Raw genomic sequence first — 16,619 nt, 5'->3', positions numbered from 1 at the left:
CTCGGCGGCTTCAGCTGACGGCGGGACCGTGCACCCGCTCCTGCGGTGATAGTGCTGGTCAGCGACGACGCGTAACACGGTTAACTCCCCCGGCGACCTCAGGTCCAGGTACTGACGTAGCCGAGGGGGTGCCGTGCGAGGTGACGCCAGCGGGGTACCCCTCGTCAGCGATTACGCATCGCAGCACGAGCAGCTAGACCGGTACCTCCTCGACGACGGCCGGATAGCCGCGGTCGATGCACTCAAGCGCTACTTCAACGAGGACGCCGGACGACCCCGCCACACCGGCCGCTGGTTCGAACGCTTCGCCGGCGGAGGCGACCGACCAGACATCGCTGACACCGTGACCGAGGCCGACGTCCTGGCCTTGAACTTCCTGAGCATTACAGACCTGGCGAACGTCGCCATCGACACGACGATCACCTACGCAGCCGAGATCACAGAGCTGCTCAAGCAGATCCCGACCGACCTGGCAATGCACGACGCGCCGTGGACGACATACGCGCCCGGTTCGCCAGCCAGCAGGCTGTGGTGGCTCCTCAAGCGATGCGGCGGCAAGGACCGGTGGGTCACAGCCAACAAGCTGATGGCCCGGAAGCGGCCTCACCTGCTGCCGGTCTACGACAGCCAGGTCAAGGCCGCACTCGACGCCCCCGGCAGCCTCTGGGCCTGCCTGTGGACCTGGTTTCAGGCCGACTCACGACGAGCCCAGGCTGTCGCCGAGCTGCGCGACCAAGCCGGCGGTATCCAGGACATCAGCTTGCTGCGCTGCCTCGACGTCGCGCTGTGGACGAGCGCGACTCACCGGCCGTCTGCGCGCCACGGACTGCGGTAGCCACGTTAACGAGCTCAATCAGCCGGACGATCAACCGTGATCAGGAGACGAATACTATGAAGTGCCCACGGTGCCAGGGGGCGGACGTTCGAACGATCGCGCCCGGCTACTTCGAGTGCCTGTCGGTCGCCGTCACTACCAACTTCGTCCCAGACCAAACTCGCCCTGGCCAGATGCGGCCGGCGCACAGCGGGACCAAGTGTGGACACCTTTGGCAAGAGGGCACGCCGGAAAACACAGCAGTTTGCCACGAATGCGGCACATTCGCTATCGGTCGCTGCCCCACCTGCAGCATCGCCGTCTGCGGCCTCCACAGCTGGATGATCGACAATCGACGCCTTTGTCGATCTCATGCTCTCCTCGCCCAGAAAGCCATCGACGACCTGAAGGCTGCTGTCGTTGAGCACCAGAAACGCCGTGTCGAGGCGGCCGAACTTGCCGCAGAGCAACGGCAGGAGCACGCCGAAGCAGAGATGCGTCGCCTTATCGATAGCCTCAACAACGCCGACCAACCTGGCTTAACACAACGCCACCGCAGGAGACACGAGGAACGCTTGTTCTCAAAGAAGACTCGGAAAGTCTTCGATCCACTTCAACCAGGTTGGCCAGTCGGCCCCCTGATCTGGGGCTGGTCCTACGTGGTCCGCGGTGACGACATCACCGGAGAAGACAGCGTACAGAGCGCCGTCTTACCAAGCGGCAATATCGTAGAACTCAATGTCGGCTATCATTATGAGTCGCAGCGCGGACGCTTGCATTACGTGCCACACATGCTCCAAACAGAGCGTATCAACACAGCCCTCATGTGCCACCTTACAGGTGGCGAGCTACCCAAGTGGCGCGAAGGCAGAACAAAATCTAATGAGACGATTCAACAGGTCGAACATCTGGAGAACGTCGCCAAAGAAGCTGACCAGGTATACCTTCGCGCAACTCAGGGAAACTCTAGTGCCGACGAGTTAAAACGCGCAATAGCAGAGATCGAGAAGACTTTATCTGCAGTCCATGAGCTAGCTTCGACAGTCGAAGCCGATTGGCTGGTCGGTCGTAGCGGCGACAGACTCGTCAAAGCTCAAGAACTGGCCCGCCATACTCGCGATCGACTCTCGCGGCAAACCGACAGCCTGAATAGCGGGACGTAACTAGATTAGCGAAATTGGAGCGTTAGCAACTAGTTATCGCCTAATTAGGGAGCATTGAATGACTGCTGTCACCGGGTCTGGCAACGCCGAACAGGTCGCCGTCTTCATCGACTTTGAAAACCTGGCGATCGGCGCCGCCAACAGCCTGCCCGACCAGGCCAATCCGGTGCCGTACGCCGCGCTCGAGCTGGTCTGCCGCGACTACGGCAACGCCTCCATCCGCCGCGCCTACGCCGACTGGGCAAAGCCGCAGTTCGGCAAGTACCAGAACGACCTCGCCATGAACGGTGTCGACCTGATCCAGATCCAACGGTTCGGGATCCAGCAGAAGAACGCCGCCGACATCCGGATGGCCGTCGACGCCATGGAAACCCTGATCACGCACCCCGACGTCGGGACGTACCTTCTGGTGGCCGGCGACGGCGACTACTCACCGCTCGTGCAACGACTGCGGGAGTTCGGCAAGCACGTCGTCGGCGTCGGCACCGAGGCTTCGGCCAGCCCGCGACTGGTCTCGGTCTGCTCCGAGTACAAGTACTGGGGTACTTTGGTCGCAGCCGTCGAGCCCAGCGCAAAGTTGACGGTTGAGAAGACGTTTGACATCAAACACGGCGAGGAGCTGCTAGTCCGAGCGATCAAGCAGAGCAATACCCCGACGCCGGTCGCTGCCTGGCTCAAAGCCCGGATGCTGACCCTCGACTCGGCCTTCGACGAGCGGAACTACGGCTGCCGGAACTTCAAGGAGTTCCTCGGTCGGCTGCCCAACACCGTGACGGTGCAGACCAGCGACGGGCCCGGCGACTTGCGCGTTCAACTAGTCGAGGCGGCAGTGGCGAACGGGATGACCGACGGCTAGAGACTTGTGCAGCTCGGTCTGACTCAGGACCACCGTCATTGCAGCGCTGATAATGAGGTTATCGATCATGAATCGGCCTCCCTTCCTCCGGTTCTTCACTAGCGGCATCGGAATCGTGACATCCGGATCGTTTGGCAGTGAAGGGATAGAAGCTATCTCAGCGGCGCAACCGCCAAAATGAGAATCGAACTCGGCGCCAGACCCACACCGAGCTGCACAAGCCACTCTGTAGTTGAAGGACCAAGAAGATAGCAGCCACCAGGTCGTACGTCAACACCTGGCTTGTGTCGCACTGACCGGAAACGACTCGCCTAACCCACCAGATAGCTTGCGAGCGCGTCAGGGCCGCTGACCAGGGCGGGATCCTCACGGTCGCCGGCTGGCCAGATCTCCAGGAGATGAGTCTCCATCGGCTCCTCGATAGGCGCCGACGCCTGAGATGCAGCCATCCGATCCCGTACCGACGCACGCACGCGAAGCCAGCCTGGCTGTACTGCGATCCGGGTTGGCTCGTTGCTGCTGTAGATGTCGTGGACCAGAAGCACACCGTCGGGGCACTCCAAGGACCACTCGGCACTCATCTCCCAGCTGGGGTCGATGGAAGCAGCTGGCCGGCTCTCGTACTGCCGGATAGTCAGGCTGACTGGGCCGAACTGCGTCCCACAGAGAATCGTCACCCAGTTGTCTTCGCCAACAAAGAGTCCTTCAGTGCTGCCCGGCCAGTCGTTCTCGACCCCAGGAGCGGTACGGACGTGGTACTGACCGTCCATCGCCGGAATTGTCAGTACCACGTCCGATACGTCAGCCACAGCTAAGCACTCCCACCTGAGTTACCAGGCGGTCGTTCCATCACCCAAGATCGCCTGGACGTAGAAATTATTCCCGTCCAGAACACGGTATAAGTCGTAGGCGGCGCTGGTCAAACCACCCTGGCTGTTGTTCGCCTGAAGGGGGACGACGGCGGTCGACCGATCGTTGGCCGCCGCGTAGGTCCCGCCTTGGTAGCTCGACGCAAGTGGATACTCGTCACACGACTGCCCGGTCGGCACAGTCACACTGCCGCACACCGCGTTGCGGTTATCGTTGATCGTCTTCTCGTCGGTTACTCGGTTGAGCGGCTGGCCATTGCGTGGGTTACCCCAGTGGCTCGGAAGGTTCCGGATGGCATTGAAGACATGCTGCGCCACCGGACCGACCGCGGGGTTAGAGCGCGTGTCATACGTGACCAGCGCAGCCGAACGCCAGTTGACGCAGCCGATGCCGTAACGGTTTGGGCTGACGTTGTCGCAGCGGCCATACAGGAAGTTCTGGTAGTGATCGGCCAAGGTGACCGGGTTGCCACCCGCTGGGCGGACTTCCACGGCCGAGCCCAGGTTCCCGTCCAGGGCGAGGATCTGGTTGTTGAACGTGACCGCCGAGTACTGAGTGTACGTCTTCGGGATGACGGCGTCCTTGATCAGACTGACAGCTTCCCGCTCCTTGTTCGTGCCCTCAAGCTCGGAGGTGGTGCACTTGTCGTTGTGGTTCAGGCACCCTGTCCAGACGGTGCCGGGCGCACCAGCTTCCAGGCTGCCCCGTGTGTCGGTGACTGTCAGGACAGTGTCAAGCAGCCAGTCGTCACCATCGCCCTCGGCGAACTCGACAGACGACGTGATTCGAATCCCCATAGAGCCACGCCACTGCGGGACTCCGTTGACCACGACGTAGCTGTTCACGCCCCACACCTGGTCAGTGCAGGCCGTCCAGCGGTTCGGGTTCTGACCGAGCTTGCAATCCTCTGAAATACCACTGGTAGAGCGCGTCGGCGAGCCATTGACGTGAGCCTGAGAATTCCGGAGCTCTTCGAGTGGCGACAGCTTGGGCAGCTTCGACTCGACCAGGGCGACAGTGTTGCAGATGACGTCACCCTTCGACTGCGTCACGGCTTGCTGCTGGCAGCGTTGCAGCTGCGCCGCCGGCGACAAGGTGCTGTCGATGACGGCATCGATCGGAGCAGGTGCCGCCGAGGCCAGCGCCGGCCAGCACACTAGGGCCGCAGCCGTCGCTGCCACGATCGAAACCATTCTGCGTGTACTACTTCTTCGACTTGACACAGTTTCCTTCCATGGACATGCCAACGAAAGGAGAGCCAGCATTCGCTAATGCGCACAACAAATGAACAGAACGCGCGATGCACAACAACATGCGCTACACGATCTGCGACGTGTACCCCGGCCTGGACGTCGAACCTTGCGAATGACGACGAAACCGTCGAACCCTCCCCTTACGTCTTCCACCTTGGCCGAGCCGGTTTACCGCTCACAAGATCCGTTCGAGTGAAGCGAGAAACTGTCGGCCAGACCGACAGTGACTCGACTTCTTCGAAAGCTCTTCTGCGCAGCCCTCGCCGAGCGAAGCCCCTGCGCGTACGAGAAATGCAGTGGACGATCTACTTCACGACGGCTTCGGTACTGCCCACTGGTCCCAGCTACGCGTCGCAGCGCCTACGAGCGACACCGCGAACCGCCCTTGCAGCCGGCCACCAACTTGATGAGTGCCGCCTCGTACTTCGCCCGATCGGCGGTCGTCATGCTTCCCACGTCGTACCTCAGGACCACCCGGCTCGCCTGGTACACGCTGCCCCGACGGCCGTGCGCATACCGGCCGGCTTCCGCGTCGGTCAGGAAAGACATGACGCCGAGTACGTCCGTCGTGATCATCTGCTGGCAGCCGTCTTGGACACACGACTCTGTCGTGTCACGTTGGCCGGGGACCGGCAGACCGCCGCTAGCGAATGCGTCGACGGCAATGCGCGCGCTCAGCGGCCGTCCCTGATTCATCGACTCCGGCGGAACGGTCGGGAGCTTCGGGAATGAGGTCAGCAAGGTCGCTGAGTTGTACGTCGGCTCAGGGGTTGGATCACTGCACCCGCTGAGCAGCACAGCGGCGGCCATCGCCACCAGATCCAGCGCAACGATTCGACGACTACGCACACCCACCAGCCCCGCTCACTGCTCAACGCGTAATCCTGTGCGCAGCGTAGCCGTAGATGGTCAGTTCGGCAGTCCGCTCACGCCTTCGCCTGCTTGGTCTCCGGTGGCGGCCACAGCTCCCATCGGTTCGCCGTACCACGGCGGACGATTGCGCCAGGATGCTTCGCCTGCATCTCTGCCAGCTGACTCACGAGCTCCTCGATCGGCAGACCTGACGGAATGAACGCGACTGGCTTCAGCTTCGCCAGGCCCCCAACCTTCTCCTCGGTCGCTCGCCGCTCGGCAAGGTGCTTGTTCAGCGCGACGACCTGGGCTTTCCAGTCCGGCCACGCTGGGCACGGCCCCATGCCGGGAAAGAGTGGCCACGGCATCTCGTGCCAGGCTTTCGGCTTGACGCACTCCGAACACATGTCGGACGGCTCAAGCGGCGGCATGGCTTCCAGGAGCTCCCGACGCTGGTTCTCACGCGAAAGCTCATCGCGAAGCTTCCGACGCTCGGACCGATCAGCGTCGGCAAGCTTGTCCTGCAGATCAGCAACCAGCTGCCGGAGTCGGCAAATCTCCTGGTCCCGCCATATCGAGAAGTGAAAGAGCGAGAACTCGCGACGGTCCTGCGGCAGCCAGCCATGCTCATCGACGACGGCCTCGCGGTCGCCAACGGCTTCGCAGAGTTCATCGACAACCGCTTGCAGGCGGTCTGCCTTCGCCTTCACCTCCTCGATCTCACTGACCCGGCGTTCCGGATCCATAAGCGGAAACAAGGTGCCGCCGACGAGCCCATCCCGCTCCCACACGGCGTGCCGCAGATTCGCTTCTTGCTCGAGGAGTGACTGCAGCCAGCCGTGGCGCTTTGCGTCATACAGCGGGATGCGAGCCTTGCGCCGGCGCTCTTCCTCCTCCTGCTCGGCCTTGAACTTGGCGTCCTCCTCGGCCAACCCGCCTCGACGTCGGCCTGGCTCATGCGGCGAAACCCGGGTTCCCCTCGATCCCACTGGACGAAGACCGCCGTGGCCGCCTGCCACTCGGTCTCCCGCTCGTCCGAGCGCCACGAGTTCCAGATCCGGTCGCGGTTGATCTCGAGCACGCGAGCCCGTGCGTCCACCCACTCCTCGAACGTCGCAGTGGCTCCCACCACGGGCTTCCAGAGGAACCCAGCGTGCTCCCGGGGCTGGCCGCCACGGACGATGTCCGGCGTCAGCGGTTCCGGCAGCTGCTCGGATCTGGATGCACAGCGACCATCTTGAGCGATTCGCGTCGGCGCTGGCCGACGAACGGGATGGTCGTCTTCGAGGTGTCGGCGGCCGGCTTCTGTGAGTTCGGCAGTCCAGGCCTTTCCCCGGCGGATGACGGCCACGAGACCGCGGTCAAGCAGGGCGTACACCGTCCGAGCAAGCTGCGGCTGCGCCGACGTCACCGGTTCGGCGGCGTCGTCGGCGATCTGACGGAGTACTGCTTCTTGTCGGTCGGTGAGGACACGCCGCGGCGTCACGCGACGACTGTGACATGCCTTTTGGACTGGTCAGGGGATCTTCATCCGAACGAGGCGGAACCGCGCACCATCGGGGTGCATACGGCTTCAGCGGGCCCGAAGCGCACGGCCCGCCGGCGGCACGATTGCGGCACTGTCACGTCAAAATGCTGCGGCAGCTGGGACGACAGGCCAGTCGCGGCGACAGGCGTGCTCGTAGAAGATCGGCCTTACTGGTTACGAGTTGTAGTCAACGTGGTCACCCAACCGTTGACCGATCGACCGCTACCACTCAGCGCGACACCCTGAGTGCTACGCGAGAGTAACCAATCGGCTTCGTCAAGATGTCTCTAACCGAACTGGGGGGTGAGACCCAGCACGGTGCTGCATGGCCCCCTGTTGCACCAGGGGGCCATGCGGATTGTCCGACTACTCGCTTGCGACACAAGGAATAGGACGCTGTGACTGTACAACCAGATATTGGCAAGACGCCAGGCAAAGATGCGCCCCACCGGGTCAAGATTGACGCAAAACACGTCGAGGCCGTTGAGGCGCGACGCATCGCTACTCGCGACGAGATGCTGGCGGCAGCGGATCGAGTCATGGTTCGCCGTGGTTTGGTACGGCGCCGACGCCGTACCGGCGATAACTGGCTGTGCTTGGCGATGGCCATCCTCGCGGGTTGGGCGCCGACCTTGCGCGTGTGTCTATTGCTCACGGTAAGCGGCGGGATCATCGTCGCGGTTTTCATGACGAGTGGGCCTGCGGTCGGCGCGTCGCTGAGCACGCTGGTTGGCGGCTTTAGCCTGCTCGGCGCATGGGCGATGCGGCCTCGACGTGGACGTGTGCCGAGTCTCTGATTGAACGGGGCTCCGCGTCGGCTCCGAAGGGCCGACGCGGAGCACCAAAGCGCGGCGCGACGCGCACGGCTGGCGTCGTCGTCTCAACTCGCTCCCGGCAGACTTTCCAGGGCGACTACGTAGCATCTCCCTCGACCGTCTGCTCCGAACGAGTGACGCCTCATAGGTGTCGCAGACAGTGCCTAAACGACCCCTTAGGGTGGACGCCGATCTTGGTCATCCTCGGGGAGGGTGCGATGCCAGACGGCTTTGCTGTCGACGTCGAGGCACTGAAGAACGCCGGGCTCGGCCTGTCCGATCTCCTCGGCGACCTCGACGAGCTGCACGTGGAGAACATCGACTGCGACCGCAAGTTCATAGGACACACCAAGCTGGCCGACTCCTACGAGTCGTTCACGACTCGCTGGGCGCTCGGCGTCGAGAACCTGACCAAGGACGGCCAGCAGCTCTCTCGTCGCCTGGTCGACGCGGCCGGTGCCTACATCAAGGCTGACCAGGCGCACGAGCACAAGCTCAAGGGCATCTTCGACGACACTGGCGCAGACCCGGGCGCGACGGCGATGAGCGATGGCTGAGCTCGGCGAGACGGACAACCCGAAGGCCCTCGTGCCCGGCGAGGCGAAGGAGATCAGGGCGTCGACCATGCACCTGACGGTGTACGGCGACACCATGATCCGCATCGGTGAGGGCTTCAAGAAGCTGGACACCGGCGGCTGGTCGGGGCCGGCGGCCGATGCGTATCACGAGCGGACTCATGCCGAACCGGCTCGCTGGCTGACTGCCGGTGACGCCTTTCACGCGGCGGCCGCGGCGATCAATGGCTACGCTTCGACGCTCGACTGGGCGCGGGAACAGGCACAACAGGCCATCGACCTGTGGAAACAGGGCGAGGACGCCACCCGCCAGAGCCGCGCCGCCTACGACCGCGATGTCGCGGCAGCCGCGCAGGAGGCGGCCTCCCGCGGTGAACCGCCGCCGTCCACGGCGCCCTTCCAGGATCCCGGTGAGTCGAAGCGGGCTCAGGCGCGCTCGCTCCTGAACGAGGCCCGCAGCCAGCTGGACTCGGCGGGCAACCAAGCGGTCGGCCAGGTCGACAAGGCTCAGGCCGGCGCCCCGGAGGAGCCGACGTTCCTCGACGACATCGGTGACGGGCTGACGTCGGCCGCCAAGTTCGTCGGCCACAACCTCGGTGTCGCGCTTGGCGATGTCACCAGCAACGTCATGAACGCGGCCGGCGACTTCACGAGCGACGTTGTCCATGCAGCGGGCGACATCGTTCACGACCTCGGCGACGGCGTCGGTGGAGTACTCAGCGACGTCGGCGGCCTGGTCGGCTCGGACGACCTGAAGAACGCCGGCAACACCGTCACCTCATCGATGCACGAGACCGGAGATGCAGTCGACCGTGCTGGTGACACCGCGGAACACTGGCTGCAAGACCGTGGCAATGACGCCAAGGCGTTCCTCAGCGGCGACGAGCCGGAGCCCAAGGGGCCGCACTACGTGATCATCGATCAGGGCGACTACCCCGAAGCGGCCGACCACGCCCGCGAGGCGCAGATGGGCACGTCGTGGCGCGGCGACGAGTCGTTCCCGCGGACCCAGCCGGCGGACGTGACGATCGACCGCGAAGGCGCCGAGGACCGACGCACAGAGTCGATGAAGCAGGTCCCGCAGACCCGGCCTGGCTACGATCGCGACGAGTATCCACCGGCGGTGTTCCTGGAAGGTGGCGAAGGTTCGTCCGTGAAGTACATCGACCCGTTCGATAACCGCGGCGCGGGCTCGTCGGTGAAGAACCAGATCCGCGACCTGGACAACGGCGAACGCGTCACCCTCCTGGTGGACTGACAGATGACCGACTTACAGCCGCTCGACCAGCTGATGGCTGGAGCCCGCGCACCGCTCGGGCCTCACATCGAGCTCAACCTGGGCCACGACGTCGGGCCGTTGGCTGAGCTCGCCGAGCTCCTCACCCGTGTTAACGGGTTCACGGCCTTCAACGCTGGGGTGCAGGTCTTCCACGCCGGCCCGAGGGGCCTCGGCCCGGAGCTTGGACGCTGGAATGAGCCGTCGACCTGGAAAGGCACTTACGCTGGGTTGGCTGACGGCCTGTTCTGCTTCGGCCAGGACCTCTTCGGCCGCCAGTTCGCGATCACAGATAACCGCCAGGTCGTCCTCTTCGATCCGGAAACCGCCGAACGCACACCCATCGGGGCCGGCCTCGACGACTGGGCGGCGTGGTTGCTCGAGGAACCAGCCGTCCACGGTGCCCACCAGTTCGCCACGGCCTGGCAGGACGAGCACGGCGCGCTCGGGCATGACCAGCGACTGATCCCGCTGAAGATGTTCACCATGGGCGGGACGTACGACTTCGATAACCTCGTCGCCAAGGACGCCGTCACCTGCATGCGCATCCGCGGCCCGCTCGCCCAGACGATCCACGACCTACCCGACGGAGCTCAGGTACATCTCATGGCTGAACACGCACCGGCCGCGAAGCCCGGCAGCAAGCAGCTCGCCTACGCCGAACTTGACGTCTTCGCCGACTACAACAGCTTCATCGTGCAGGACGAAACTGCGCGGTTCGAGCCCGACCGTGCATGGACGAAGGCGCTGATCACGGACATGATCGCGGCGCGTGAGGGCGTCATCGGGGTGGGTACCGCTCGGAGGACAACGGTTCCGGTCATCCTCGACGTTCGCTCAGAAGCGCCTGACGACAACTTCGACGGCTGGGACCACGTCACCGAAGCCTTCCTGCGCGTTGAATCAGGTAAGGTCATCGTGTCGATGCTGGATTACAGCGACGCTGTACCGCGCACTGAGGTGCCAGCAGGCGACTACACGGCGCGTGTGTACGCGAAGGGGTTCGGCACGATCTCGAGCGACGGGCTGCATGGTGACGACCTGTACCACGTAGTGTTGTGGCCGGGCGAATTACGGGAGCCGCAGGTACTCGTCCACTATCCAGAACAACTACCTGGCGGTTAGTTGCCGCTTCTCACGCTTCTGCGAATCACATCGCAGTCAAGGCAAAAAGACCAAAGCAAAATGAGAAAAGCACCAAAGCTCCCGACGAAAGCAGCAAGTTGGCCGCTGACTCCAAATTGGCAATGACCTGTGCCCGACGTTCCGTAGGCGACAATGTCGATCCAACCCCATCCAGCGCTTCTTCGCGAAGACGGCCAATCAGGAGCGAAAGGAATCCCAGCACTACAGATCCTACAAGGAAAGACCACCCGCCCATTTTGACGCGCACGCTGACGTCAGCGGCAAGACCACCCACCGTTGCCGACGTAAGCAGGTTGATGGCGAGGCCGGCAGACAGTCCGAATGCAAGGTTCAAAAGATCGGAACCTGGAAACCAGCGAACTACTTGCCGACGGATGTTATGTCCCATAGATCCACCCATGCCTCTCCTAGCACCGACCGGCCCATCGAATTGATCGATTTAAGTGCAGAATCCGCCTTACTCTGCGACCAGTCTTCCTGAAGCAAGTCGAGAGTTGCCTTCAAAGAAGTCAGCCGCTCCGCCGTCTCACGCCAAACCTTTAGAGAAGTTCGCACTTCATCGCTCACCTTTCGGCGGGCCACTACCGCTTCTCGATCCCCGATGTGTTCCTGAACCTCGACATCAATCCGCGTGATGCGCTCTCGCGCCTCATGCAACCACTCATCGAGCCCGCCCGGACGCTGAGTACCGGTTTCAGGGCCTCCCTCTCCTACGACTCCCTGCAAGAGCAAGGGTAATTCAGCCCTCACCGTCTCCCAGATGATCGCAATCAAAGCGCTCGCAACTGCTGGCGCCTTGCTGCTCTCATCTTGCACCTCTGAAGCCAATGCACCGGTATCATCCCACGCCCGGCTATCTTGAGCCCAGCGAAGGAGGTTACGGAGCTCCACGCCAAAGTCGCGCCAGTTACCACCCAGAACAAGTGCAGCCTCGATTGCTTGCGCGCAATCAATCTCTTTTCCTGGCTTATACCACTCACTCCGTCCAGCCCTCAAAAATTCGACGCCAGCCCGAACAGAGCGGTCCGCCCCATTGATACCAGCGCGACCGAGGGCAAGCAGAGCCATTGCGGTCATTTGGACTTCAGTATTCCATGTTCCGGTTCCTGACCGCCAAACACCAAAGCTGCAAGGTCCGTTCGGTGGCCGCGATCGCAGCCATTCGGTCCCTAGACGCAAAGAATCACTGCCCGACAGGTTCTCGCCCGACTGGGCTAGACCAATCAAGATTCGAGCCGTCACCCATGGAACACGCGAAGGATAATAACTTCCTCCAGGCAATTGCGCTAATGAGGCCATTTTCTTCAGCGTACGCAACCGACGCATGTCCGGCACTAGGGCCTTCCCCTCAAAACCAAGCAGGAGACCCAGCACCCAACTTCTATGAAATCGATCGATATCAATCGAAGACGCCTCATGAGCCGATGGCTCACCCAGGTCGACGTCCTCGTCGATCATCTTTCTCTGTATCTCCCGGAAGTCATCTGCCTCAGCCGTATCTGGGGAAGTCGGTCGTGGAAGACCCTCATTCGGCTCCACAATCCAGCGCGTGCGCACGTAGGCAGCTACGGCTTCCCACTCTTCGCGCATGCCGAGCTCGGCAAATGCGTCTGCCGCAAATACTGCCGAGGCAACGTTATCTCCCCAGGTTGGATCCGAGAAGACCTGTTGTGCGAGCTGGCGAACAAGAACCTTTAGCGAACTCCAGCAATGAGCGAGGAATGCCGCTCCAAACTGATCATCCCTGTCAGCTACGGCCACCAGGTCGAGCCTGTCCAACGTCTGCCTAGTCTGCACCTCACCGGCAGCACGCAAGTAATCGACGGCAAATCTGATCGGCGAGCGGTCGCGATACCGCAGGTCACTCTGAAGGCAACGCACAACGAGCTTCGCTAACGACCGATGACCGATACGGACATAGTCACTTGCTACACGAAGGATTCGACGATCCTGCAGCCCTCGTACCGTTCTCCTGTTTTCCGCCGAGAGGAATGGTATGCGCGCATCAATCTCAAACATCCCCAGACACGCGATTTCGAAAAGACAATCCTTCTCATCGACCCCAAGGCTTGCACCATTAACTAGTGCGTCATAGGCCGCAACCGCGAGCTCTTGCATAGAAGGAATCTTGCCGATCTTCGTGCAGATATCAGCGCTTAGCTCGGCAACTAACGCGTCACCGCTCGCCAATATCAGGAGACTTTCGACGGCACCTCTCGACGACTGAACTTTTTCGACCAGTCGTCGACACGTAAGTGTTCCGTCGCAGTATACGTGGCCATCAACTTCAATGTAGCGCTCCACTACATCGAGTGCGTCAGGCCAACATCCTACGAGCAGATCAATAGCCACCGCCGACTTCTTCCAAATTTTCAGAAGCGCCGTTCCAACTCGGGGTGCAGACTGAAAGTCGTCGATGACCACTAACGGCCTGCCGATATCACCGGATTCAGCTAACCGAAGCAGCGCAGAGAGGAACCCGACAGCCCCGACAGCCGGATTAGACAGATCAACCCAAAGCGTCGCCGCGCCGGCCTCTGCGCGAGATTGTCGCAAAGACGCAAGCGTCACAGTCTTTCCCGACGAGCTCGGCCCAATGACAACAGCTGATCCACGCTCCGCAACTATCGATTCAACCTTGGACTTTGCCACAGGCGTGACTGGATTGTCAGATACAAATGTTATCCGCGGCTCACCGATCTCGACAGAATCGCGCTGACTCCAGGCCCCTTCGATCGAAGTAACTCCAGCGGAGTCGACCCCAATCCACTGCTCGATACACCACGAGACGAGACTGCGCCCGTCCCGCAAGCATGAAACGGCATCATCCTTGCTTATTTGCACAGGACTAAGCTCACCCACTGAAAACGAAACAGAGTCGCCATCGTTCTCAATGCGCACTTGGGATAGATGTTGTCTGCTCGCCCCAATCTGCCCCAACCCCACTTCAAGGCGTAGCAGTTCTACAATTGCTCTCGTTGCCGCTTCATCTGGAGCTGTTGCGAGTTGCAGCGTCAAGGCGGCAATGTCGTTGGCCAAATGGGCAACCTTCTGGCCAAGTTGATCGGTCACGACCCCTCACAATCAAATTGCGCGCAGGAAAGTCGAAATCTCACTCCGTAGCACTGCCTCCTGCCCAGCGAAGTTGTGAGGCGCTCCATCGACAAGTACGGTCTGCGCTTTCGGCGCCTGACTCTTTACCAGCCCGACAACCTCACCTGGAGACGGAGCCGCCGCAAAATCGTCGTTGCCAACAGCCACAAACAGCGGCTTCTCTATCTGACTCAAAGCACCGACCGATTGAGCGCGCGTCGGAAAGATGTCGTACTCTCCACCCTCGACAGTTGCAGAGAGGAATGTGCCCGCGGAGACAGGCCACACGTCGAAAATGTCCGAGTCTACCAAGGCGTGGCCACCCTTGTCAGCCACGATCTTTTCCGCGCGAGCGCGACGTGCATCATTAGACCCGGCTGATGCACCACCGTAGAATGCGACCAGATCGAACGGCGCAAGGAGAACAACAGCACGGACTCGCCGCGCGAGGTCGGAATAGTCAGGATGCGTCAGCAATCGAATCACCTTTAGGGCCCCAAGACTGTGCCCCTGCAGGATAAAATCTGAAGCAGAGCCCGCGAGTTTGTAGATCCAATCTCGGATCACGGGCAGACTGGCGTCGAAGTCCTCTTCCATCGATCCACCGTCATGGCCCGGGTTATTCGTACTTGCGTACCTGTACCCGGCGTCCACGTACACGCTCGCGAGGTCGAAGACGAATGGGTTCTCGTAGAAGTTTCCCCAAGTTCCGTGCACGTGGATGCACAGTGGTCCCTGACCGTCGGTTGCCAGACCATGGAAAAGGCCATCACCGGATCGCATCGATTCAAACAGGAATTTTTGAGTCATCACAAGCCCTCCTTTTTTAACATATTAACACGTAAGTACTTTGTGGGGTAGAGCTCGCCTGGCACGGTAGCCAGGTCACGCACGGCGACCTCGAATCTCCGTGACACCACTCGAATGATGCCGTCCTCTGTCCCTATCGGATTACTGACCATCTTGCGAGCGTATCGCTCGGCCCTATCAGCGACGTCAGCGGAGTCAAGTGCAATGAACGACTCCCAGCGCCGCCATCGATCACGTGCTCGCTGCTGAAAGCTGGCGATAGCCTCTTCAGCAGTTTGTCCACTGTTAGTTTCAGAGTGCGCTCTCACGGTAGTTACTACCTGTCCGCGCTCGGTGAGAAGGTTCCACCAGGAATCAAGAAGCTTGTCGACTTGCCCTGACTCAAACCGAGTAATGAATGCATCAGTGATAATCAGGTCGTATCTCTCTGGGTTCCGCTGCGCAAACCTGAAGATATCATCAGCGATCGTTTCGATGACGATACCAACTTTTTTCGCGTACCACTGGCAGGCAAACAGTGGGGTTGGACAGAGGTCGACGATCGATATATCAACGTTGCGGCCGCTCTTGATCACTGAGTCTGCGACGTATGCAAGTACAGAATAGTCAGCCGTTCCCGTGATCAGCACTTTCTTCACGCCATCACTCATGACATTACTCAGTGAGTTTCGATAGAACTCGTCATGCCACGTTGGCGTAGACACAAGGTTCATCAATCGGAGATACTGCCAAGTGCCGTGATACCATTCGCAGCCGTGTGGGTCCACGTGATCCCCCACGCATAGCACTGGTGCCACGCCGCTAACGAGCGATGCGCTCTGTACCAACGGTTCGTCGAGGTTTAAAGTTTCCGGCAGTTCGTCCGCTTCGAAGGCAGATTTCCATATCTGCGTCATAAGACTATCGGCTGCGTCGACATGCTCAACAGACTGAGTGACCGCCCAGGATGTCACCGGACGAGCCCCTCCTGTTTTCGGCCCCGTAGCCGAAATAACGCCGTCTACGGTAACCGTTTCCACTACCCCTGCCTGTGCGATCTCCTCCGAGAGTTGACTAACAGCGACCGTGCGGACCTGAATCCCTGCAGCTATGTCTCGGTTAATCAGTTCACGAATGCCGGAACGGCTCAATCCAAGGTGCGACAGTACGTAGACCGCGCGACTCTTAACCCCCATTTCCGCAAGGTCTCGCCAAATCGTCACCTTGAATGACGTAGCGTCAGGGTACTCGCTGCCACAAATTACAATTCGGTCGACCGTCTCTCGCGCGTTCTCAGCAAGCGCCAGATAGAGATCACGCTCGTAGGCTGAAGGAAAATAGAGCGTTTCTCGATTATGCGAATCTTCGCGTTGGCGCGCCCGCCTGAGCGCAAGTACAAATGGCTGCAAGTAGTCGCCGACCAATTCCTCTACACCTCTCTCCTCCAAATTTTAGTCGCCACCCGAAGGCGCCAATCGGCTCATCGTCCCCCTTAGAACGCGCATGCTAAGTCGGCGACGGTAGACAGGTCGCTCTGCTCGTGCTGCCTGTTACTACCGCGAGCAGAGCTTGACCCGAACGGTCTACAC

16 protein-coding genes are annotated in these 16,619 nt (G+C 61.1%); 8 read left to right on the top strand and 8 right to left on the bottom strand.

Features of this window, described 5'->3' with window-relative positions; all coding sequences use genetic code 11:
- The first annotated feature begins 133 nt into the window (after window positions 1-133).
- From ACH54P_RS35150 to ACH54P_RS35140, 3 genes are all read left to right on the top strand, one after another.
- Window positions 134-835: a DUF6308 family protein gene (locus ACH54P_RS35150; protein ID WP_489907599.1), complete on the top strand. Its 702-nt coding sequence runs from the start codon at window positions 134-136 to the stop codon at window positions 833-835.
- 320 nt (window positions 836-1,155) lie between these two features.
- Window positions 1,156-1,977, top strand: coding sequence for a hypothetical protein (locus ACH54P_RS35145; RefSeq protein ID WP_489907598.1), 822 nt, complete (start codon window positions 1,156-1,158; stop codon window positions 1,975-1,977).
- Between the two features lie 58 nt (window positions 1,978-2,035).
- The gene (locus ACH54P_RS35140) at window positions 2,036-2,833 is read left to right on the top strand and encodes an NYN domain-containing protein (protein ID WP_489907597.1); all 798 of its coding nucleotides are present in this window, start codon (window positions 2,036-2,038) and stop codon (window positions 2,831-2,833) included.
- A 311-nt stretch (window positions 2,834-3,144) separates the two neighbouring features.
- On the opposite strand, the gene ACH54P_RS35135 is transcribed toward ACH54P_RS35140, so the two are convergent.
- The 4 genes from ACH54P_RS35135 to ACH54P_RS35120 form a co-directional block, all read right to left on the bottom strand.
- Window positions 3,145-3,603, bottom strand: coding sequence for a hypothetical protein (locus ACH54P_RS35135; protein WP_489907596.1), 459 nt, complete (start codon window positions 3,601-3,603; stop codon window positions 3,145-3,147).
- A gap of 60 nt (window positions 3,604-3,663) precedes the next feature.
- Complete coding sequence (locus ACH54P_RS35130) at window positions 3,664-4,896, bottom strand: NucA/NucB deoxyribonuclease domain-containing protein (RefSeq protein ID WP_489907595.1); 1,233 nt, start codon at window positions 4,894-4,896, stop codon at window positions 3,664-3,666.
- A 420-nt stretch (window positions 4,897-5,316) separates the two neighbouring features.
- Window positions 5,317-5,811, bottom strand: coding sequence for a hypothetical protein (locus tag ACH54P_RS35125; RefSeq protein ID WP_489907594.1), 495 nt, complete (start codon window positions 5,809-5,811; stop codon window positions 5,317-5,319).
- 71 nt (window positions 5,812-5,882) lie between these two features.
- Window positions 5,883-6,740, bottom strand: coding sequence for a hypothetical protein (locus tag ACH54P_RS35120; RefSeq protein ID WP_489907593.1), 858 nt, complete (start codon window positions 6,738-6,740; stop codon window positions 5,883-5,885).
- A 341-nt stretch (window positions 6,741-7,081) separates the two neighbouring features.
- Here ACH54P_RS35120 and ACH54P_RS35115 point away from each other — a divergent pair, with 341 nt between their 5' ends.
- The 5 genes from ACH54P_RS35115 to ACH54P_RS35095 all read left to right on the top strand — a co-directional run bounded on the left by ACH54P_RS35115 (window position 7,082) and on the right by ACH54P_RS35095 (window position 11,127).
- Window positions 7,082-7,582: a hypothetical protein gene (locus tag ACH54P_RS35115; protein ID WP_489907592.1), complete on the top strand. Its 501-nt coding sequence runs from the start codon at window positions 7,082-7,084 to the stop codon at window positions 7,580-7,582.
- 152 nt (window positions 7,583-7,734) lie between these two features.
- Window positions 7,735-8,133 (top strand): hypothetical protein, encoded by a 399-nt coding sequence (locus tag ACH54P_RS35110; RefSeq protein ID WP_489907591.1) that lies wholly within the window; start codon window positions 7,735-7,737, stop codon window positions 8,131-8,133.
- 236 nt (window positions 8,134-8,369) lie between these two features.
- A complete protein-coding gene (locus tag ACH54P_RS35105; RefSeq protein ID WP_489907590.1) occupies window positions 8,370-8,708 on the top strand; it encodes a hypothetical protein in 339 nt (112 codons plus the stop codon).
- Window positions 8,701-9,984 (top strand): putative T7SS-secreted protein, encoded by a 1,284-nt coding sequence (locus tag ACH54P_RS35100; RefSeq protein WP_489907589.1) that lies wholly within the window; start codon window positions 8,701-8,703, stop codon window positions 9,982-9,984. The genes ACH54P_RS35105 and ACH54P_RS35100 overlap by 8 nt, the downstream gene beginning before the upstream one ends.
- A gap of 3 nt (window positions 9,985-9,987) precedes the next feature.
- Window positions 9,988-11,127, top strand: coding sequence for an SMI1/KNR4 family protein (locus ACH54P_RS35095; RefSeq protein ID WP_489907588.1), 1,140 nt, complete (start codon window positions 9,988-9,990; stop codon window positions 11,125-11,127).
- A gap of 25 nt (window positions 11,128-11,152) precedes the next feature.
- Here the strand turns inward: ACH54P_RS35095 and ACH54P_RS35090 are convergent, their stop codons facing one another.
- Genes ACH54P_RS35090 through ACH54P_RS35075 form a run of 4 tightly spaced genes read right to left on the bottom strand, consistent with a single transcriptional unit; the run spans window position 11,153 to window position 16,454 of the window.
- On the bottom strand, window positions 11,153-11,536 hold the full coding sequence (locus ACH54P_RS35090; RefSeq protein WP_489907587.1) for a hypothetical protein: 384 nt from the start codon (window positions 11,534-11,536) through the stop codon (window positions 11,153-11,155).
- Window positions 11,509-14,220, bottom strand: a complete 2,712-nt coding sequence (locus tag ACH54P_RS35085) for a prenyltransferase/squalene oxidase repeat-containing protein (protein WP_489907586.1) — start codon at window positions 14,218-14,220, stop codon at window positions 11,509-11,511. Before ACH54P_RS35085 ends, ACH54P_RS35090 begins: the two co-directional genes overlap by 28 nt.
- A gap of 12 nt (window positions 14,221-14,232) precedes the next feature.
- Window positions 14,233-15,051, bottom strand: coding sequence for an alpha/beta fold hydrolase (locus ACH54P_RS35080; RefSeq protein WP_489907585.1), 819 nt, complete (start codon window positions 15,049-15,051; stop codon window positions 14,233-14,235).
- Window positions 15,051-16,454, bottom strand: a complete 1,404-nt coding sequence (locus ACH54P_RS35075; protein WP_489907584.1) for a polyamine aminopropyltransferase — start codon at window positions 16,452-16,454, stop codon at window positions 15,051-15,053. Before ACH54P_RS35075 ends, ACH54P_RS35080 begins: the two co-directional genes overlap by 1 nt.
- Window positions 16,455-16,619: the final 165 nt, after the last annotated feature.

It is taken from the genome of Amycolatopsis sp. N2S4-7, from assembly GCF_058119595.1.
This window is presented reverse-complemented; position numbering and strand designations above follow the sequence as displayed.